We start from the raw sequence: 20,013 nt of genomic DNA on the forward strand, positions 1-20,013 counted from the left end.
AGCCCATGAAACGGTTGTCGCGTCCGCTTGTTCCGCGACTACGCCTTCAGTCGATAGACCCACCAGCCTTTGTGCTGATACACGAGCTCCAGCCGCTCGAGCTGCGCGGGATTCGAGGTCGAGAAGGGCAGGAGCTTCGCGATCAGCGCGCCGCTGTCATTCTTGCGGGTAAAGTAATGCAGCCGCAAAGCGCCGCCGGTCGGCTCCGCCGCGAATGCGCCCTCGATCTTGTTGTCGCGCATCCACTGCGTCGCCGACTTGATGACGCCATGCGACACCCCGGAGGCCGGAAAATCCTTGTAGCCGATGGAAAGCCGCTCGGGCCGCGCGGCGGCGGCTTTCCACACGTCGGATATATGGACGGCGACATAGGCGGCCTTGCCGCCGGCGAGCTTCGCCAGAAGGTTGGCGCCGCGTGTCTCGTCGTCGGACGTCAGCGCGTCGATAAACTGGCCAAAGCTTTCATGCGAGGAGGCCGGCGCGCCGGCGCCCCAGCGGGCGCGCTCCGTTTCGCGCGCTTCGGTCCAGGATAAAGGGATCAGGAGGCCGGCGGCGTCGCTATCGTCGAGCGGCGCATTGCGTTTCGCGGCGACGCGAATGGCGCGCGACAAATCCCACCAGGCGAGTATGACGGCGTCCTCGGGGACATGCTCGCGAATGGCGGCGAGGACTTTAGCCATGTCGGCGGCCGAAACGTCCGAAAACAGAATCGGCTCCGTCACCTCATTGCGCCAGACGAGCGGCGCGAGGCGTGCGCCGTCCTGCGCGACAAGGCCGCTCGCGATGGGGCGGCGCTCTTCAGGGCTCTTGATCTCGATGCGTTGCAGGGTCTCCGGGGCAAGGCCGAGGCTCGCCGCTTCCCTGGCTTCGTCCTGGGAGACGGGCGCAATCGCGAACGCGTAATGCGACGCGGGCTTCAGCGTCGAATAGCCCGCCCAGCCGAGGAGGGCGAGGCCGCCGGCGACGAGGCCGGCGCCGATGAATTTTTTCATGTCGGACATCCGTCATTGCGAGCAGCGAAGCAGTCCAGGAGCGGCGTCGCCTCTGGATCGCTTCGTCGCATTCGCTCCTCGCAATGACGCGAGGCTTTAGAGTTACGCCTTCTTCCGATCCCGCTTCATCAGCATCGCGCCGCCGACCAGAACCGCCAGCAGGCCCAGTCCCGCGGCGACGCTGCGGCGCATCGGCGAGTCGAGCTCGAGATCGCCGCGCTTCTCGCCGGAGATGCGCTTGAGCTCGGCGCGGATCTCCGCCGCTTCGCGCAGCTTCGTGTCCTCGTCATTGATCTTCGCGGCGGCGCCGATGAGCTGCGACCAGCCTTCCGAATAGGTGTAGCCGCCGGGGTTCATATGGGCGAGCGCCTTATAGTGCTTGATCTGGTGGTGCTCCCACATGTCCGCGAAGACATATTCGATCATGCTCGGATTATTGCCCTTCTGCCAGAAGAGCTGGAAGAAGCCGCCAGCCTCGTCCTTCTCGGGCGCGGGCGGCGCGGGGCGGTTGGTCTTCTGGCCCGGCAGCAGCTTGTCGTTGAAGAGCTTCACGAGCACGCTGCGCGATTTTTCGGTGATATCGAGACCGGCGACGATGCCTTTGTCCATGTCGTCGAGATAAGCGCGCGCGAAGCTGTCGGAGTGGCAGTTCGAGCAGGTCGAGACCCAGGACTCCTTGCGCGCCGTGAACCAGGGATGGTTGAGGTTCTCGGCGATCTTGGGCATGGGCACGAAGGCCCAGCGCGCCTTGCGCACCATGTTGTGCGTGAACTTGCCCTCATATTCCATGTGGCAGAAGGCGCAGGTCGGGGCCTTCATATTGCCCTTTTCGAGCGCGTCGGCGAGGCGGACGTTCCAGTCCCACTGATCGCCGCGCGCCTGATAGACCGTGCCGTGCTTCGAGAGCATGTAGCCTTCGAACTCGTTGTGGTCGACGCCGTTGTGGCATTGCGCGCAGGCCTGCGGCTTGCGGGCCTCGACGGCCGAGAACTCGTGCCGCGTATGGCAGGAGTTACAGGTCGTCTGCGGCGTGTGGCAGAAGGTGCAGCCTTCCGCGACCTCGCGCTGCTCCATCGCCGCCCAGATCGCGTTCTCGACATTCGCCTTCATCGACAGCGCATGCGAGGGATGACCCGGCTTCCACTGGTCCTGCGGCCAGGTGAAGGTGTCGCGCTCCGACTCGCGCTCGGCGAACTGCTGAACGTGGCACTGACCGCAGGCCGCGGCGTCGGGCATCTTCAACTCGGCCTTGTGCTGGCCATGCTGCTGGCCGACGCCCATATGGCAGTCGATGCAGCCGACTTCCTTCAAGTTCTCGCCGGCCTTCAGCTTGCCCATGGACTGGAGGTTGGCTTCGACCTCCTTGATCATCGCCTTCTTATAGGCGCGCGAGTCGCTGTCGGGCAGCTTGCGGATCTCGTCCAGATTGCCGTGAACGCTCTTCTGCCAGCTATGCGTCCAGCCCGGCGTCGACTGCTGATGGCACTCCACGCATTGCTGGCGCGTCGCGTCCGCATCCACCGTCTGTGGCGGTTTATAGAAGGTATGAGGGTTGAGGTATTTCGAAATCGGGATCGGTTCCCAATATTTCGAAAGCGAGCCCTTGCCTGCGCCTTGGGTCTCGTCGTGGTAGCGCTTCTCCAGCGCGTCGTAGAGCTCCTTGGGAGAGGCCGTCTTGGCGAGGCCAAGCGCTTTGTAGGTTTCGTCCGGCGTCTCGGCCCGCGCGGGGGCAAGCGCCATTACGACTGCGCCAACAAGCGCTAAAAGGCCGACGCCTAGGCGTCGGCGAAGGATCGCTCCAGAATTCAACATTTTCCCCTCGGCGCGGAAGATTCCCCCTGTGGCGGCATTGTCGAGAGCGATGCATTCGGTGGAAAGGACCACAGATTCCGGCGCGAATGGCGCCAGCCATGCTTTCTTTCGCGCGTGCGCCGCTCGCCGCCGCCTTCGCGCACGATAAATGAGGTTTGCGGGTTAGACCATGACAGGACGAACGATTTTGAATGCAGCGGCGCCGGAGGGAATGCGCATCTATGCGATCGGCGACATTCATGGTCGCGCCGATCTGCTGGCGCGGCTATCAAAAAGCATCGAGGCCGATCTGCGCGACGGCGAATTCGATGAAGCGGTCACGGTCTTTCTCGGGGATTATGTCGATCGCGGGCGCGACTCGCGTTATGTGATCGACCGTCTCGCGCGCCGCGATTTTCCGACGCGGATCGTCACGCTGCGCGGAAATCACGAGGACGAGATGCTGCGCTATCTCGACGACCCCGCGATGCTCGAGCAGTTCGTCGCCTTTGGCGGGCTCATGACTCTGGTTTCCTACGGCGTCGATCCGGGTAGGGAAATGCGGGCCGGCGGGGCGCCGGCGGTCCACGCGGCCTTTCTCGCGCGGTTGCCGCAGGCGCATCGGCGCTTTCTACAAGAGACCGAAATATCGGTCGAATACGGGGATTACTTCTTCTGCCACGCCGGCGTGCGGCCCCATGTCCCGCTGGATCGGCAGGACCCGCAGGACATGATGTGGATCCGTTACGAATTTCTGAATTATCCCGGCGATTTCGGGAAGGTGATCGTGCACGGTCACACGCCCCACGCGCATGTTCAAAACCATGATAACCGCATCAATCTCGACACTCACGCCTTCAAAAGCGGCGTACTGACGGCAGTCGTCCTGGAAGGGGAGAGGCGGTGGTTCATCGATACGGCGGGCCAGGGCGTCTAGATCACTTTTGCAACGTGATTTCTCCTTGATGGCGCTGCGAGCGGCCGCAGAACATGCTAAAGACCGTGCGGGCGACCCGTCCTCTCGAGGGGCTACCGCATGCACACATTTTGAAAGTCGCCAACGCAATCATGGCCGGGACGAGCCCGGCCATGACGGCCTCCTGGAGATATGTGACCCCCTTAGCCGTAAAATGGGAGGGTCGTCGGATCGGTCCTCAATAGCCCGCCACGACCGGCTGGCCCGCGGGAGCGGCGCCGTAGGGATAGCCGTAGTCCTCCCCGAAAAGACCGCCCGCCGCGCCGCCAACGGCGTCGAAGGGGGCTGTCAGAATGCCAAGCGGGCCTGCGTCGGAGTAACCGGGGGCCGCGCCGTAATAGGCCGGAGCCGCGCCGCCGGCCGCGACGACGAGGGGCGATTGGACGAAGCCGACGGCCCCGCCATAATTGACCCGGCACCAAGCCCGGCATGCGCGCGCGTCGATGGGCGCGCCGGCGGGAATCATGGCGACCACCATGCTTCGCATGCCAGGACGCGCGTGAAGGGGCGTGGTCGTCGAGACGGTGGCGGGCACGGCGGCCGCCGCGCCAACGGAGGCGGCCAAGGCCGCCACAGCGAACAGAGGCGTAAGTGTCGAACGCATTTCTCTCTCCCTACGCGTTGCCCAGCCACGCGCTCCATGTAGGGCGCGAGTGGACGCTTGCCGCCGAATCGGTTCAAAAACATGAGGTTTCTCTCATGCTCACGTTCGGCCCCCTCCCGCCGGAGGCAAGATCTGCCTGATGCGCATTCTCGTTACCAATGACGACGGCATTCTCGCGCCGGGCCTCGCCGTGGCCGAAAAGATTGCGCGCGAACTCTCCGACGACGTCTTCGTCGTCGCGCCCGAATGGGAGCAGTCGGGCGTCGCGCATTCCCTGTCGCTGAACGACCCGCTTCGCCTGCGCGAAATCTCGCCGCGCCATTTCGCGGTGAAGGGCACGCCGACGGATTGCGTGATCATGGCGGTGCGCAAGCTTCTCCTCGATCATCCGCCGGACCTCGTCATCTCCGGAGTGAACAGCGGACAGAACCTGGCGGAGGACGTCACCTATTCCGGCACCATCGCGGGCGCGATGGAGGCGACGATCCTCGGCGTTCGGGCGATCGCGCTGTCGCAGTGCTACGACTTCTTCGCCGGTCGCCGCATGATCCATTGGGAGTGCGCCGAGGCCCACGGGGTCGCCGTCGCACGCAAGCTCCTCGCCGCGGGCATTCCGCGCAACGTCCTGATGAACGTCAACTTTCCGGCCTGCGCGCCGCAGGAGGTCAAAGGCGTCGCCGTTACTCTGCAGGGGCGACGCAGCAACGACCTGATGCGAATCGAGGATCGCACGGACGGTCGCGGCAATCCCTATCACTGGATCTCGTTCCAGCGCGGCAGTTTCACGCCGGGGCCGGGCACGGACCTGCTCGCGATCGACGAGCGCAAAATCTCCGTGACGCCGCTTCAGCTTGATCTCACCGACCATCCGACCGTGACCCGCCTCGCCGCCGTCTTCGAGGAGAGCGCGAAGGAGCGCGCATGAGCGAACCCGCCGCCAAAGCCGGTTTCGAGGAACGCGCCGCGCTGCTCCTCGCGGTTCGTCAGGCGGGCGTACGGGATATTTCGGTGATGCGGGCGATCGAGGCCGTGCCGCGCGAAGCTTTCACGCCCTACAAGTTTCGCGATCTCGCCAATCGGAACATGGCGCTGCCGCTCGGCTGCGGGCAGGCCATGTCGCGCCCGGCGGATCTCGGCCGGCGCATCGAGGCGCTGCGCGTCGGGCGCGGCCATCGGGTGCTCGAGGTCGGAACCGGCTCCGGCTACGGCGCCGCGATCCTCGCCCGTCTCGCCCGCGAGGTCGTGACGCTGGAGCGCTATGAAACGCTCTCCATCGAGGCCGCGCGGCGTCTCGCCGCGCTTCCCGCCGCCAACGCCGCGGCGCGACATGCCGACGGCCTCGCGCCGGCCCCCGCGCTGGGCGAATTCGACCGCATCATCGTGCAAGCGGCGCTCGACGCGCCGCCGGCGGCGCTTATCGAGATTCTCACGCCCGGCGGCGCCCTGGTTTACGTTCGTCGTGAATCCGACGAGGGGGAAACGCGCCCGCGTCAACGATTAATTAAGGTTGATCGCATTGAGGGCGGCGAACTGCGCGAAACCGATCTGGGCCCGCACAGCCTTGGAATGGCCGTGATTGGGGTCGCAAAAGCCCTTTAAATCGGGGCGTTGCGACATAATGAAGATTTTAGCGACGCTGTTCGTCCAGGATTCATCTTAAACGCCTCCTTAACCCGCATGGGCATAGAACGGACGTGTTGATAGTGCGTGCGAGTGGGTCGCGTCATGGCTATAGAGCGTCAGATTGCTTATTCGCGGGTCGCGGTGCGGCTCTTGATGGCCGCAGGAGCGGCCGCCCTCTTGGCGGGTTGTTCAGACGCCTCGCGTTTCTCCGATCCTTTCGCAGATCCGTTCAATTCCGGCTCGGGCTCCGCGCCGAAGATCGCGAAATATGGCGCAGTTGATCGATCCCCGACCGGGGCCATCGCCAATCCGGCGCCCGCCCGCGTCGAGTCCCGCCCGCTCCCGGCTCCGACCGCCGCCCGCGCCCCAACGCCTGTGGCCAGCGCCCCGGCGCCCGCCGGTCCCGGCGGCTCGCATTGGACCGCTGACGGCGGCACGCCGGTCACTGTCGGCGCCGGCGAGACGGCGGGCGTGCTCGCCACGCGCTTCGGCGTCCCGACCGACGCGCTGCTGCGCACGAATGGTTACGCCTCCGCGTCCCAGGTTCAGCCTGGCTCGCGCCTGATCATCCCCGTCTATCGCGCCGGCGGCGTCGCCCATTCCGGCGCCGCTCCGGCCGCGGCCGCGCCGGTGAAGGCCGCCGAAGCCAAGCCGGAGCCCAAGGCTGATCCAAAGGCCGCAGCCGCCGCCGCCCGCGAGGAGCAGCGCAAGGCGGAAGCCGCCGCCAGGGCGGCGCGGGAAGAGCAGCGCAAGGCCGAGGCCGCGGCGAAGCTGGCGCGCGACGACGAATCCAGGGCCAAGAAGGCCAAGGCCGCCGCCGAGGAGCAGGAGCTGAAGCGTCAGAAGAAGGCCGAGGCGGAGAAGGCCGTCGAGGAGGCGCGTCTCGCCAAGGCGGAGGCCGAAAAGGCCGCCGCCCAGAAGGCCGCCGAGGCGAAGAAGCTCGCCGAATCCAGGGCTGCGGAAGCCAAGAAGCTCGCCGAGGCCAAGAAGGCCGAAGCGAAACAGCAGGCCGACGCCAAGGCCGCCGAAGCGAAGATCGCGGCCGAGAAGGCCAGGCTCGCCAAGGCGGACGCCGCGAAGTCGAAGGCCGACGCCGCCAAGGCCGCCGAGGCCAGGGCCGAGGCCGCCAGGTCGGCGGAAGAGGCGCGTCTCGCCAAGGCGGAAGCCGCCAGGGCCGCGAAAGCCGAGCGTCTCGCCAAGACCGAAGCCGCGCGCGAGGACGCCGCCGCCGCGACTGCCGAAAAGCAGGCGGCCGCCGCGGAGAAGCAGCAAAAGGTCGCCCAGGCGGAGGCCGCTCCGGCGGCGCGTCAGGTCGACAAGAGCACGCCGACCGCTTCCATTCCGCCGGCCGAGGAGGCGACCAAGGTCGCCGCCGTCGACAGCGACAAGCCCGAATTCCGCTGGCCCGCGCGCGGCCGCATCATTCAGGGCTTCTCGTCCGGCGGCAATGACGGCATCAACATCGCCGTGCCGGAAGGCACGCCGGTAAAGGCGGCCGAAGGCGGCACCGTGGCTTACGCCGGCGGGGAACTAAAGGGTTACGGCAATCTGGTGCTGATCCGTCATCCCAACGGCTTCGTCACCGCCTACGCCCATAATGGCGAGCTCGACGTCAAGCGCGGCGACACGGTGAAGCGCGGCCAGACGATCGCCAGGTCCGGCCAGTCCGGCAATGTCGGCTCCCCGCAGCTTCACTTCGAGCTGCGCAAGGGCTCGACCCCGGTCGATCCGACGAATTACCTCGCGGGCCTGTAAGGCGAAGCGGGGAAGAAATTCTCCGGCGTTCGCGAGACACTTACGCCGGCGAAAAGCTAGGCGGCGGGTCCCAGGAAAGGCCCGCCGCCGGTTTTTCTTTTCATAGATCGGTCAGTCCGTGAATACTCCGGGCGCGGGCGCATTTATCGTCGCCGGGCTGCGCTTCCCGGCAGGGCGACGGCCGGCTTTCATATGCGGAGCAACGCGTTTCCCCTCCAACGTCGCCGACGAGCGCGGCGCAACGGGGCGTCGCGCAATTGGTCCCCCTCATATTGGCGATGACCGGCGTGAGCGCCTCGTAGAGCGCGTCCGGCAGGCCGCGCTCCGCCGCCTCGGCCCAGTAGAAGGACACGCGAAAAGCGGCGCAGCAGGCGCCGCATGTCAGGCAGGGATTGGTCGAGGTCATGTCGCCATGCGATACGCAGAAGCGGCGATTTAGCGCGCTTTCCGCCGCCATGTCAGTCCCTGCTCAGGTCCATTCCAGGGGGGCGGCGCCGCGCTTCAAAATGCGCTATATCGAGCCTCCAAAACCGATCCAGAGGGACCAAAGCCCGTGAAATACCGACTTGCCTGCCTGTTCGCGTTGGCCGCCACGCCCGCGCTCGCGGTCGATCCGACCGGCATTCCGGAATGCGACGCGTTGCTGCACCGCTACGAGGCATGCTCGGAGCAATTGAAGCCCAAGCAGGTTCACGCGGCCCAGAAGGAGTTGCTGGACGCCGCCATGGGCATGCGGGCCGTCTCCGGCGATCCGACGAAGCGGGCCGATCTGATCCGCTACTGTAACGACACCTTTGAGCAGATGAAGAAGGCGAGCGACATCAGGGAGTGCATGTCGCAACCGGAGACTCCAAAGCCCTGAGCGCCATGGACCGCGCGCCTTCGGGTGAGCTGGGACCGCGCGCCTTCAGGCTCGCTTTGTGCGCCTTGTGCGCGCCTGAAGGCGCGCGGTCCGCGCTGCTCGTTTTGTGCGCGCCTGAAGGCGCGCGGTCCGCGCTGCTCGTTTTGTGCGCGCCTGAAGGCGCGCGGTCCGACTTTATGCGCGCCTGAAGGCGCCCGGTCCGAGCTCGCAGACGCAGGCCTCCAGATAGGCGCGCGACCTCATCTCGGCGAGGCGGGAGACCGTGCGCCGGTATTCCCGCGCCTCGGCCCCGTGCGGCGCGTCGTAGATATATTCCGGCTCGGCTGCGGCCGAGAGCGCCAGCAGGGCATGCGCCTCATACAGGACGTCGACCAGCATGATGAGGCGGCGCGCCTCGTTGCGCTGTTCGGGCGCCAGAACGGGCACGTCTTCGAGCATCACTGCGTCGAAGCGCTCGGCGATGGCGAGATAGTCCGCCGCCGAATGCGGCTGTCCGCAAATCTCTGCGAAGCCCATGCGCGCCACGCGGCCGGCGGCCTGCGGGATGAAGATGGCGCGCTGCTTCACGTCGATCGTAACGGGCGCGCCATGCGCACCGCCGGTGAGCGAGAGGAACAGCGCATCCATCGCGGCGCGGGCGGGCGCGTCGGCGGGCGCGAAGAAGACTCCGCCTGCGCAATCCTGCTGCGCCCGATAGTCCATGGGCGCGGCGAGCCGCATCACGTCCATGCGCTCCTGCAGCAGCGCGATGAAGGGCAGAAAGAGATCGCGATTGCGGCCTCCGTCATAAAGCTTCGACGGCTCGACATTGGATGTCGCGACGACGAGGACGTTCTCTGCGAAGAGAGTCGCGAAGAGACGCGCCAGGATCATCGCGTCGGCGATGTCGGTCACAGAGAATTCGTCGAAGCACAGCAGGCGCGTCTCCGACGCGATCTCCTGCGCGACGCGCGTCACGGGATCGACGAGGCCGCCAACGGCCTCGCGCCGCAAGCGGTGCAGGCGATCGTGCACATCGGCCATGAAGCCGTGGAAATGCGCGCGGCGCTTCTTCTCGACCGGCGCCATGTCGAAGAATAGGTTCATCAGCATGGTCTTGCCGCGCCCCACGGGACCCCAGAGATAGAGGCCGCGCGGCCGCTGCTCCTGCCAGAAGAAGGCGCGAAGCACTTTGGGGAGCGGCGCCGCGGGCGCCTGTCCCTTGGCGAGCAGATCGACGAGCGCCTGCAGTTTCTTCACCGCTTCCCGCTGATAGGCGTCGGGGCGCAGATCGCGTTCGACGACGAGCGTGTCGTAGCGTTCAAGGAGCGGCCGCTTCATCGTCATGCGCGCCGCATCTGGCCGCTCATGGCCTCGAAGGCGCCGGGTCGCAATTCGCAATAGAGCAGGCGGTCCGGGTCCACCGGCCCGGGCATGGTGATCTTGCCGCGCGGCACGCGGGAGAAGCCGACCCGCGAATAATAGTCGTGATCGCCCACGAGCAGCACGACGCCGTGCCCGGCCTCGCGCGCGGCGTCGAGCGAATGCTTCATGAGCTTCTCGCCTACGCCCTGAGACCGGAAGGCGGTCTCGACCGTGAGCGGGCCGAGGAGCAAGGCGGGCGCGGCGCCGACGAGAATGCCCGTCATCCGATTGGCGCCCACGAGAAGCGTGCCGACCCGCGCCACGAAGGAAAGCGACAGATCGGGCGCGACGCCCTCGCGCAGGCGATAGGCCGTGCGCGCATAGCGGCCGGGGCCGAAGGCGCGCGCGTCGAGTTTCTCGATCTGCGCTTCGTCCGCCGCCGTCATGGGTGAGAATTGGATGACAAGGTCGATCATGAGCCCGGCCGAGCCCATAACACGCGCGGCGCTCTAGGCAAAACCGGCTGACGCGGGCAAAAGTTGCGCGTCGGGACGACGCCTGCGAAACTGCGTCATGACCGAGTTCGCGCTGCGTCGGGCGGGCATGGGGGACGCGGGCGCGATCGCCGACGTCCATATGGCCTCCTGGCGGGAGACCTATGCGGGGATGATGCCCGCAAAGACCCTCGCCGCGCTCGACCCCGCCGAATGGGCGCAGAGATGGCGAGCCGATCTTTCCGACGAAGATCCGGCGGCCGCGACATTTCTGGCGGAGGACGAAGACGGGCTGGCTGGCTTCGGGCTCTGCCGCCGTCAGCGCTCGGAGAAGCTCCTGCCGCTCGGCTTTTCCGGCGAGATTACGTCGCTTTATCTGCTACGCAGGGTTCAGCGGCGCGGGGTGGGGCGCCGGCTGCTCGCGGCCATGGCCGCGCATCTCCTCGAAGGCGGTTGCGACGCCGCCGCCGTCTGGGTCTTCCGCGAGGCCGCCCATGCGCGGGCTTTCTACGAGGCGCATGGGGCGGAACCGACGGGCGTTGCCGGCGAATGGGAAATTTACGGAATGGTCCTGCCCGACATGGCCTATGGATGGCGCGATTTGCGGCGGATCGCGGCCGGAGGCTTGACCAAGGGGCGGGGCGCGCCCACCTCGAAAGACGGCGCCTCCGCCTAGCTAGAGGGGGCGGGTTTATTGCGAGGATGACATGCGCGCGTTGCTCTATAGCCTATTCTCTCTTTTCATGGTTGCGCCTGCGATGGCGCAGGGAACCGCCGCTCAGCAGGCCGCCTGCGAGCGCGACGCCGAGCGGCTCTGCTCCGAAGCGATTCCGGACGCGATTGCGATCGAAAAGTGTCTCGCAGCCAATATGAGATCGCTCTCGGCCGCCTGTCGCCGTCAGTTCAAGCCAAGGCGCTGATCAGCGTAGCGCCGACATGATCTGACGGACGAAGGGCGCGCGCTGGAAGGCGGCGAAGTCGATTTTCAGGTTCGGTCCCGCCCTGGAGCCGACGCTTTTTTTCGCGTCGCCGAGGACCCCCGCGCGGTAATCTTCGAGCGACAGGCCGCCGGCCCTGCCATGGCTCCAGCGCTTGAAAATCCTGAATTTTGCGCGGTCATAAGCGTCCGAGCGCCCTTGATCGGCGGCGAGATCCGCCAGGCCGAAGCTGAAGCGCATCCAGGCGTCGCGCGAAATCTTGCCCGTATGCTTCATGTCCATTTCGGCGAAAGTCTTGTCGATGAAACGGCTGGCTTCGTCGGCGGTGATGAAGCCGTCGTGGTTCTCGTCGAAGGACTGGAAGATGGCGTCGAGAAGGTGATGCGCGTCGCTTTGCGCGCGGACCGGCGCGGGGCCGAGGACGAGCGAGACGGCGAGCGCGGCGAAAAGGGGCTTCATGTCCGTTTTCCTGAAAATGACCCGCGGTCACCAATAGGGCGAGACCGGCTCGCCGTCCAAGACCTCGGCGATGCGGGCGCGGGTCGCCGGAGTGGCGCCCGCGGGCAGGTCGTCGAGCGGAAAGAAGCCGGCCTCGGCGATCTCGTGGTCGGGCTTCTTGGCGCCATGGCAGGCGAAGTGGCGCACGACGTAAAGGGCGACATGGTCGCGCTGCGAAACCCGGCGGTTCAGATAGACGCCCTGGAGCGTCGGCGCGCTCAGGAGGCGTACGCCGCCTTCCTCCTGCAATTCGCGGGTCAGCGCCTGAAGCATTGTTTCGCCGCTCTCGACGCCGCCGCCGGGAAGATAGAAGCCGGGCACGTAAGTGTGCCGCACGAGCAGCACACGGTCGTCGGAGTCGATCACAAGTCCGCGCACGCCGAGCGTCATGGGGCGCTGAAAAAGGGCGCCGAAGGTGATGATCCGCGAGACGATCCGCGCCCGCAAGGAGGGCTCCGGCTCCCGCCTTTGCGGCGGCGCGGGGAAATCATGATTCATGAGATGACTATGGCAAAAGGCGCGCGAAGGCTCTAGGACTAACGCCACAGAAAACAGGTTCGAATGTGAGCTTTCTTCTCGCCCATCTCTCCGACGCCCATATCGGGCCGATTCCGCGGCCCAATCTCGCGGAGCTGCTCGGCAAGCGGGTCACCGGCTATGTGAACTGGCTCTACAAGCGCGCCGGCCAGCATGACATGGGCGTGCTGGGCCGCCTCGTGGCCGACATGCGCGCGCACAATCCCGACCATATCGTCATGACCGGCGACATCGTGAATGTCGGCCTGCCGGCGGAGATCGCGCTCGCCAGGGAATGGCTTGCGACTTTGGGCGGACCGGAAGAGGTGAGCTTCACGCCGGGCAATCATGACGCCTATGTCGCAGACGTGACGAAGCTCGTGCATGAGGTCTTCGAGCCCTGGACGACGAGCGAGACGGCGACGGCCGGCTTCCCCTATCTGCGCCGGCGCGAAGGGGTCGCGCTGATCGGCCTGGATTCCGGCGTGCCGACGGCGCCTTTCGTCGCCTCGGGCAGACTCGGGGAGGCGCAACTCTCCGCCCTCGGCGCGCTGCTGGACCGGACCAGGGCGGAAGGCCTCGCCCGCATCGTGTTTCTGCATCATCCGCCCCATGTCGGCGGCGCGCGCGCCTTGCGCAATCTGGAAGACGCGGCCGCCTTCGAGGCTGTCATCGCCAGACATGGCGCGGAGCTGGTGCTGCACGGCCACAATCACAGGCCGAGCGTCGCCTATATCGCCGCTCCGCACGGAAGGACGCCGGTCGTCGGCGTCGCCTCGGCTTCGGCCAGGCCCGGCGGGCATTATCCGGCGGCGGCCTATAATCTCTACCGAATCGAGCGGGCGGGAGAAGGGCTCCGCATCGGCCTGCGTCGGCGCGGGCTCAACGAGGCGGGAGAGGTCGTGGAAGCGGGTGCGCCGGAGACCTTGTGAAGTCGCTACCCAGGAGCAGGCAGTCAAGAAAACTTGCTGGCTTCGCTCAAGGCGTCACATAGGTCCTGTAAGCCCAAATCACGATGATCGCCAAAAGGCCGAAAAACGTGGCGGAGCCCAGAAACTCGATGAAGAACAGGAAAGCCTGAAAGGCCTTCCCGCTGAGAAGGCCGGGCTCCTCCGCCTTGCCCGTCGCCCCTGTCCTGCGCACGACGCGCGCCGCGCCGCCGCTGGCGTAATCGACCGCGAGCGCCTTCTCGCGCTCGATCAGCCGATGTGCGATATAGTCGGTCGCGGCGTCGACCATCTCGTCAATGTCGGCGCTTTCGCGCAGCGTGATGCGGCCGTGGCGGGTGTCCTGCAGGAAGCGATAGGTCCGCCGGTCGCGGTCCATTTCCACGAAGCCGATCTGGTCGATGAAGAGCCGCGGCCTTTCGCCGGGCGACACGGCCACGTCGAAAATGTCGCAATCGCGGGGAATTTGGGCCAGTACCGGCGAGAGCGCGTCGGCGAGCAATTCGAGTCGGACGATCTCGGCCGCCCGCAGATCGGCGAGCGCGGCGGAATGCTCCGCATTCTCGATCCGCGCCTTGCGCAGCGCGGTGGCGAGGCTCGCCATGCGCTGATCGAGAGGCGCCTTGCCCGCGAGCTCCGCTTTGTCCCGGCTATTCTCGGCGGGGACGATCGAGGAGATTTTCTCGCTGGCGGCGGGAATCTGTTTTCTCAACAAGCTTGGGCGGCCGTTGTCCGTCTGCGTGGGCAAAGGGTCGTCCATTTCGCTCACTGGCTTCGCCCTCGGCGCGCAGGATTAACGCTTTCTTCACTATAACGGTTTGAGAGAAAGAAGCGAAGCGCGGCTGAGCCTTCGGACGGCGAGGGGTCGACTTTTCCCCCGCCCTCCGGCTACGGAATTGGCTAGGGCGCCGGGAAAACCGGCATTGAGCATAAGCGGCGTCGTTAACGGACGCCCGGAGGGACACCATGGCCGGCCATGGCGAATCGGACACTGGCGCGCTGTTCCGTCGATTCCTTTTGGGCCTCGTATTCTCCGCCTTGGCGGCCGTCGAGGCGTCGGGCGGTCCGGATCAGTTGCCGGTCGCCGGGTTCTTCGCCGGCGCGGCGCTCTATCTGCTGAGGCCGTCGAGCGAGCGCGCCCGTCAGGCGGTGAATTTCGGCGTCGATTTCACGGCCGTCGCAATCTTCGCGGCGCTATGCGACCGCTCCGGCGTCCTGTGGCGCGCGCCCGAGACGATGGAGCAACTCTTCCGCCTGTCGCCCGTCGGCGCGGGCGTCGCGGCTGCGTTCTATATCGCCGGCGTCGTGTCGCTGACGGCGCGGTCGCGCCTGCCCCTGCGCATTGCGCTCTTCCTGCTGCCGTTCCTGTTCTGCCTCCTGGTCGCGCTGGGTTCGCCGCCCGTCACGCAGATCGGTTCGACCTTGCTTCTTGGCCTGGACGTTCCGGAGCCGGTGAAGAAAATCGCGGGGCGAACCTTCGTGCTCTTCCTGCTCAACGAGGCCGTCGTCGTCGGCGTCCCGCTGGCGCTTGGGCGCTTCCTGCCCAGAGAATGGCGCCCGCACGGGATTCTCGCGCTTTCCGCCTTCCTCGCCTCGCTGACCCCATTCATTGCGTCGGGCGTGTCCGTCTACGTCACGCCATATGCGCCGGCGCCGATCGCCTCCGTGCTGGCGGCGATTGCGGCGGCCCTGGCGCAGGCTGGTCTTTGGGGCCAGACCTATCTCGTCACCCAGGCGCTCGCCGGCATGTTGCGCGCGGCGCCGTCTCTCTCGGTCGTCGTTTTTCACAATTGGAAGACGGGCGCCGAAAAAGGCGCGGTCTACGGCTTCGTCTATATGGGGCTGTTGCTGGCCATCGGGCTCGTCGTCTCCGTCCCGTCGGCGGTGACGCTCATCGCGTTGTTGGGGCCGCTCGCCGGCGCTTTGCTCGGAGCCGGGCTCTACCCATTGGCGCGCACCATCATTGAGAGCACGGACTCGACGCCGCCCTTCATCGGCCGGATCGAGGAGGCCTATCTGCGTCCCGTGAATTTCGCGCGCGGCGCGGTCGCGGGCGCGGCGGTGAGCGTCGCGCTGATGATCAATCTGCCGGCGATGAGCGGGAGCGAGCGCTTCCTTTTCGGCGTCATCACAGGCGCGCTCGCCTATGCGGGCGTCGACCTTGCGCATGACTGCCTTGAGCTGATGCGGGAGCGCCGCCAGCGTTTCCGGAGCTGGCGCGTCTATACGCTCGCCGCGTTGCTCGGTGGCGTCGTCGCCGGCGCGATCGCCTGGTATCTCGACGCGGACCAGGTCGCGACCGTCACGCGCAAATTCTTCGCCTATGTCACGCTCGATTATGCGGCGGAAGGGCGCGGCCCCGTCTCCTACAGCCTGCGCCCGCTTTTCTCGAAATGGGGATTGACGGAGCTCGGCGTCGTCGACGGCGGCGTGCGGCTGTTCTACGACGAGTCGCTCTCGGGCGTGATCCAGTGGGTTTTCGCAGCGCCGCTCTTCTCGATCAATTTCTTCTTCCTGACCGCGCTCATCACGCGCAGCCTCCACCCGCTCCGGCAGCTCGCGACCTGGGAAGGCCTCGACATGCTGATCGTGAACGCGGTGCATGTGCTGCGCTGGGGCCTGTGGATGGCGCCGGTCATCTATTCCTTCCTCAAGGCCGCGCCGGATCCCGCCTGGTATAACCAGGACGGCCTCATCCGCACGACCGTCGCGACCTGGATGAGTTACATCCTGCCGGACAACGAGTTCCGCGCGTGGAGCCTCGACATCTTCACGGCGCTCCTCGCCTTCGACGCGCTGCGCGTGCTGATCTGGTTCGATCACATGGGCATGCGCGTCGCGACGCTCGTGAACCTGTCCTTCGTCGGCGGCGACATGCTGGACGAGCAGGCTGCGCGTTTCGTCGGCAAGGAGCAGGTGAGCCGGGCCATTCCCTCGGGCATTCGCCATTTCGGCACATGGGCGCCGCTGCTGCTGCCCTTCTACCTTCCGCGCGGCGCGGACTGGGACAAGGCCTGGACGGCGGCGGAGCAGATGGCGGCGAGCCGGCCGCCCTCCTACATCTATCTTGTCGGCGGCTATCTGGCTTTTGCGGGGCTCGTCGCTCTGGGCCTCGTCCTCTTCCTGCTGGGGCGTCTGGCGCGGGCGCAGAAGATTCCGCTCGAAGGCGTTACGGGGGCGGGCGGCGCGCCGGGATCGCGGCCCTTGAAGCTCACCAACGGCCTGATGACCAGCGAATGGTTCCAGGACGGGCAGGGGGCCATCCGCATCGAGGGCGTCGCGCGCGGCGGTCCGCCCATCGACCTCACGCGCCGCCCCGACGATCACGCCCATCCGCGCGGGCGCTTCCTGTTCCTGCGCGAGGAGGGCGGCGAACTCTGGTCCGTGGGCGAGGCGCCGACGCGGTGCCCCGGCGCTTGCGGAAAGCTCTCCGACGCGGGCGAGAACTGCCTTTTCTTCATGGCGGAGCAGAATGGCTTCGCCGTCGAGGTCAGCGTGTCGCTTTCGCCGGACGAGGCGGTCGAAATCCAGCGCCTCAAGATCGTCAATCTCGAGCCCCGCGCCCGCAAGCTGACGCTCGCCTCGCTGCGCGAGTGGGTGCTGAACGAAACCGGCGCCGAAATGCGCGACCCGGCCTATAACGCGCTTCACGTCGGCACATGGTACGTGAAAGCGCTCAACGCCGTCTTCGCCCAGAACCGTCTGCTGAAAGGGGGCGCGCGCCGGCAGCGCGATCGACGCCTCTCGCCCGAGATCGGCTTCCACGCCATCGGCGCGGGTCCGGGCGCGAAGATGACCGTCGTTGGCTATGAGGACGTGAAGTCGCGCTTCTACGGCATGGGGCCGACCAATGCGCCGGACAGCCTCGTTGGCCTTGGCGAGGCGCCGCGCAGCCCGGACGACGAAGGTCTGCTCTATGGCTTCGAGCCATGTGCGAGCCTGCGTCTCGAACTCGACATCGGGCCCGCCGGCTCGGCGGAGCTCATCATCGTCGATGGCTGGGCCAGGAATATGGGGATCGCGACGGACGCCGTAGCGCGTCACCTTGGCGTTCCGCCGGCGGCGCCGGAGATTTTGAACCGCGCGCTCTCAACCCGGCGCCGTCTCATCATGCCGCGGGCGCCCGCGAAGCATCGTTACGCCTTCTCGGAGGACGGCCGCAGCCTGACGCTTCAGCCCGGCGCGCCGCGCCCCTTCGCGCATGTGATTTCCAACGCGCTGGGGACGGGGTGCGTGCTGACGAACGACGGCGACATCTTCTCCTTCTCCAGCAATTCGCGCCTCAACAGCTTTACGCCGTTCCGCATGGGCGAGGGCCGCATGGCGCCCGCAGGGCAGATGATCTACGTCTACGATCTCGCCCGCACGGACGCGCACAGTCCGACCTTCGTGCCGTTGCGCCGGCGTGACGCGCGCTACGAAGTCACCTTCACGCCCGGCGCCGCGATCTTCCGCACCGAGCGCGACCATCTCGAAATGGAGATGACCGTCTTTTCGAGCCCGACGGAGCCCGTCGAGTTCCGCCTGCTCAAGATCCGCAACAAGACGGTGCATGAGCGCCTGCTGCAGATCGTGCCCGCGATGGAGGTCATTCTCGCGGAGACGCCTTTGGAGAGCCTCGGAAGAGTGCAGTCGGAAATCGACGACGACCTGCACACGATTTACTTCCGTAACCCCGCGAATAACTTCGTAAAGGGCTGGGCTTTCGTCACGACCTCGATTCCCGCCGAATTTGCGGAAACCTCCCGGCGCCGTTTCCTCGGCCATGAAAGCCGCAATCCCTATCTGCCTTACATGGTCGAGCACGGCCATCCGGACGCGGGCGCGCCGGCGCATGAGCGCAAGGTCGCGGCTTTCAGCGGCGCGATCGACGTGCCGGCGGGCGAGGAGGTCGTCGTCGTCGTCGCGCTCGGTCAGACCACGACGATGGACGATGCGAAGCGCCTCGCGGCGCTCGCGCGCGATCCCGCCTACGCGAAGCGGCAATGCGAGGCGAGCGAAGAGGCCTGGAACGAGCAACTTTCGGTGCTGCGGATCAAGACGAACCGGCCGGACGTGGACCGGCTCGTCAACGACTGGTTGCCCTATCAATTGCTGGCGGCGCGCCTCTGGGGCCGTACGGGTCCTTCCCAGCGCTCGGGCGCGACAGGCTATCGTGACCAGTTGCAGGACGTCATCCCCCTCATCCATCTCGCGCCGGAGCGCGCCCGCGCGCAGATCCTGCTGCACGCCAGGCACCAGTATCTCGAAGGCGACGCCTGCAAATGGTGGCATCGCGCGCCGAATGGCGGCACGGGCCTCGCCGATCGCACCCACTCGTCGGACCCGCATCTGTGGCTGCCCTATGTCGCGATCCGCTATGTTAAGGGCTCGGGCGACTGGGCCATTCTCGACGCGGTCGAGACCTTCCTGGAGGCCCCTCCGGTGCCGAAGGGCCAGGAGGGAGAGGCGACCGTCCCGCTCAGATCGCGCGACAAGGACACGCTGCTCGGTCATTGCGCGCGCGCCATAGATTACACGCTCGACCGCTTCGGCGCGCATGGCCTGCCGCTCGTCGGCTCGGGCGATTGGGACGACGGCATGCAGCTCGTCGGCGTCGAAGGGCGGGGCGAGAGCGTGTGGCTCGGCTTCTTCCTGCACGGCATCCTGCTCGACATTGCGCCGTTCTTCGAGAAGAAGGGCGACAAGGCGCGGGCCGAGCGCTATCGCGAGCGCGCCGGAAAGCTGCGCGCGGCGCTCGCCGAATGCTGGCGCGGCGACCGCTATGTGCGCGACTTCGCCGACGATGGGCGCGAGATTTCGCCGATGAGCGCGATGGTGGCGCATTGGCCGACGCTGAGCGGCGCGGTTGACGCGGCGCGCGGGCGCGAGGCGATCGAGAAGGCGCTGGCGGCCCTGGCGCGCTCAAACCGGATCCTGCTCGTCACGCCGCCCTTCAACGAACACTCCGACCCCTATCCGGGCCGCAATGCGGAATATCCGCCCGGCGTGCGCGAGAATGGCGGGCAATATTCGCACGGGGTGTCCTGGTTCGTCGACGCGCTTGCGAAGCTCGGCGTTCAGGCGAAGGCTGACGGCGACGAAAAGGCCGCGCAGGAATTGTTCGCGCGCGCGGTCGAGTGCTGGATCGCAATTTCGCCGATCTCCAAGGTACGGACGCCAGCCGAGGCCGACATCTACGGCATGCCGCCGCACCAGCAGGCGGCCGACGTGTATGAGGGCGAAGGTTATGAAGGCCGCGGCGGCTGGGGCTGGTATACGGGCGCGGCGGCGCGCATGCTTTCGGCCGCCTACGCCATGCTCGGGCTCGAATTCGAGAATGGCGAGTTGCGCCCGCGGCCGGACGCATTCGAGCCGAAAGGCGATCTGCGGCTCGAAAGCGCGACCTATATGGGCAAGACCTTCGGCAAGGCCGTCTCGGCGGCGAAGCGGCGCTGACTCCAGGCCGCATTGCGTTCAGGCTTGTCTAAACCCAGGCGACGAGATCGATTCCAAAGGTCTGGAGCAGCGCGCGCTTCCCGCGAAAACCGGCTCCCCGCTTTTCGCGAGGCGCCCTCTGGCGCGTGACTCCGCGCCGGCGCTTTCCTCGGTCCGCGCCCGATCCCGGAACGTTCCGTCAACCCCGTTTACAATCAATTTTATTGTCAAGTTTACGCCTGGACCATAGCATGAC

At 66.5% G+C, this 20,013-nt stretch carries 18 protein-coding genes; 9 read left to right on the plus strand and 9 right to left on the minus strand.

Going from position 1 to position 20,013, the window contains the following annotated elements; translation table 11 throughout:
• Positions 1-38: 38 nt before the first annotated feature.
• Both haoB and ACNHKD_RS10170 read right to left on the minus strand, forming a co-directional pair.
• Entirely contained in the window at positions 39-992 is a 954-nt protein-coding gene (haoB, locus tag ACNHKD_RS10165; RefSeq protein WP_442753370.1) for a hydroxylamine oxidation protein HaoB, read from the minus strand.
• Positions 993-1,094: 102 nt separating this feature from the next.
• The gene (locus ACNHKD_RS10170) at positions 1,095-2,732 is read right to left on the minus strand and encodes a multiheme c-type cytochrome (protein WP_442753371.1); all 1,638 of its coding nucleotides are present in this window, start codon (positions 2,730-2,732) and stop codon (positions 1,095-1,097) included.
• A gap of 283 nt (positions 2,733-3,015) precedes the next feature.
• On the opposite strand from ACNHKD_RS10170, the gene ACNHKD_RS10175 reads away from it, so the two are divergent.
• Positions 3,016-3,720: a metallophosphoesterase family protein gene (locus ACNHKD_RS10175; RefSeq protein WP_442753372.1), complete on the plus strand. Its 705-nt coding sequence runs from the start codon at positions 3,016-3,018 to the stop codon at positions 3,718-3,720.
• Positions 3,721-3,937: 217 nt separating this feature from the next.
• Here ACNHKD_RS10175 and ACNHKD_RS10180 read toward each other — a convergent pair whose 3' ends face one another.
• Positions 3,938-4,363 carry a hypothetical protein gene (locus ACNHKD_RS10180; protein ID WP_442753373.1) on the minus strand — a complete coding sequence of 142 codons (426 nt, stop codon included), beginning with the start codon at positions 4,361-4,363 and terminating at the stop codon, positions 3,938-3,940.
• A gap of 139 nt (positions 4,364-4,502) precedes the next feature.
• Here ACNHKD_RS10180 and surE point away from each other — a divergent pair, with 139 nt between their 5' ends.
• From surE to ACNHKD_RS10195, 3 genes are all read left to right on the plus strand, one after another.
• Complete coding sequence (gene surE / locus ACNHKD_RS10185) at positions 4,503-5,288, plus strand: 5'/3'-nucleotidase SurE (RefSeq protein ID WP_442753374.1); 786 nt, start codon at positions 4,503-4,505, stop codon at positions 5,286-5,288.
• Positions 5,285-5,962 (plus strand): protein-L-isoaspartate O-methyltransferase family protein, encoded by a 678-nt coding sequence (locus tag ACNHKD_RS10190; RefSeq protein ID WP_442753375.1) that lies wholly within the window; start codon positions 5,285-5,287, stop codon positions 5,960-5,962. Before surE ends, ACNHKD_RS10190 begins: the two co-directional genes overlap by 4 nt.
• Before the next feature lie 126 nt (positions 5,963-6,088).
• On the plus strand, positions 6,089-7,741 hold the full coding sequence (locus ACNHKD_RS10195; RefSeq protein WP_442753376.1) for a peptidoglycan DD-metalloendopeptidase family protein: 1,653 nt from the start codon (positions 6,089-6,091) through the stop codon (positions 7,739-7,741).
• Between the two features lie 100 nt (positions 7,742-7,841).
• Here the strand turns inward: ACNHKD_RS10195 and ACNHKD_RS10200 are convergent, their stop codons facing one another.
• The gene (locus ACNHKD_RS10200; RefSeq protein ID WP_442753377.1) at positions 7,842-8,198 is read right to left on the minus strand and encodes a YkgJ family cysteine cluster protein; all 357 of its coding nucleotides are present in this window, start codon (positions 8,196-8,198) and stop codon (positions 7,842-7,844) included.
• 96 nt (positions 8,199-8,294) lie between these two features.
• Between ACNHKD_RS10200 and ACNHKD_RS10205 the strand changes: the two genes are divergently transcribed.
• Positions 8,295-8,603, plus strand: coding sequence for a hypothetical protein (locus ACNHKD_RS10205; RefSeq protein WP_442753378.1), 309 nt, complete (start codon positions 8,295-8,297; stop codon positions 8,601-8,603).
• Between the two features lie 174 nt (positions 8,604-8,777).
• Here ACNHKD_RS10205 and zapE read toward each other — a convergent pair whose 3' ends face one another.
• Positions 8,778-9,929, minus strand: a complete 1,152-nt coding sequence (gene zapE, locus ACNHKD_RS10210) for a cell division protein ZapE (protein ID WP_442753379.1) — start codon at positions 9,927-9,929, stop codon at positions 8,778-8,780.
• Positions 9,926-10,423 (minus strand): GNAT family N-acetyltransferase, encoded by a 498-nt coding sequence (locus ACNHKD_RS10215; RefSeq protein WP_442753380.1) that lies wholly within the window; start codon positions 10,421-10,423, stop codon positions 9,926-9,928. The genes zapE and ACNHKD_RS10215 overlap by 4 nt, the downstream gene beginning before the upstream one ends.
• 97 nt (positions 10,424-10,520) lie before the next feature.
• Here ACNHKD_RS10215 and ACNHKD_RS10220 point away from each other — a divergent pair, with 97 nt between their 5' ends.
• Both ACNHKD_RS10220 and ACNHKD_RS10225 read left to right on the plus strand, forming a co-directional pair.
• On the plus strand, positions 10,521-11,117 hold the full coding sequence (locus ACNHKD_RS10220; protein ID WP_442753381.1) for a GNAT family N-acetyltransferase: 597 nt from the start codon (positions 10,521-10,523) through the stop codon (positions 11,115-11,117).
• A gap of 31 nt (positions 11,118-11,148) precedes the next feature.
• Positions 11,149-11,361 carry a hypothetical protein gene (locus ACNHKD_RS10225; RefSeq protein WP_442753382.1) on the plus strand — a complete coding sequence of 71 codons (213 nt, stop codon included), beginning with the start codon at positions 11,149-11,151 and terminating at the stop codon, positions 11,359-11,361.
• Here the strand turns inward: ACNHKD_RS10225 and ACNHKD_RS10230 are convergent, their stop codons facing one another.
• Both ACNHKD_RS10230 and ACNHKD_RS10235 read right to left on the minus strand, forming a co-directional pair.
• Positions 11,362-11,838: a hypothetical protein gene (locus ACNHKD_RS10230; protein ID WP_442753383.1), complete on the minus strand. Its 477-nt coding sequence runs from the start codon at positions 11,836-11,838 to the stop codon at positions 11,362-11,364.
• A 27-nt stretch (positions 11,839-11,865) separates the two neighbouring features.
• Entirely contained in the window at positions 11,866-12,375 is a 510-nt protein-coding gene (locus tag ACNHKD_RS10235; RefSeq protein WP_442753384.1) for an NUDIX domain-containing protein, read from the minus strand.
• Between the two features lie 65 nt (positions 12,376-12,440).
• On the opposite strand from ACNHKD_RS10235, the gene ACNHKD_RS10240 reads away from it, so the two are divergent.
• Complete coding sequence (locus tag ACNHKD_RS10240; protein WP_442753385.1) at positions 12,441-13,325, plus strand: metallophosphoesterase family protein; 885 nt, start codon at positions 12,441-12,443, stop codon at positions 13,323-13,325.
• A gap of 46 nt (positions 13,326-13,371) precedes the next feature.
• Here ACNHKD_RS10240 and ACNHKD_RS10245 read toward each other — a convergent pair whose 3' ends face one another.
• Positions 13,372-14,100 (minus strand): hypothetical protein, encoded by a 729-nt coding sequence (locus ACNHKD_RS10245; RefSeq protein ID WP_442756880.1) that lies wholly within the window; start codon positions 14,098-14,100, stop codon positions 13,372-13,374.
• 206 nt (positions 14,101-14,306) lie between these two features.
• Between ACNHKD_RS10245 and ACNHKD_RS10250 the strand changes: the two genes are divergently transcribed.
• A complete protein-coding gene (locus tag ACNHKD_RS10250; RefSeq protein WP_442753386.1) occupies positions 14,307-19,778 on the plus strand; it encodes a GH36-type glycosyl hydrolase domain-containing protein in 5,472 nt (1,823 codons plus the stop codon).
• Positions 19,779-20,013 lie beyond the last annotated feature (235 nt).

Origin of the sequence: Methylocystis sp. JAN1 (assembly GCF_052186135.1) — a bacterium.
Lineage (GTDB): Bacteria > Pseudomonadota > Alphaproteobacteria > Rhizobiales > Beijerinckiaceae > Methylocystis.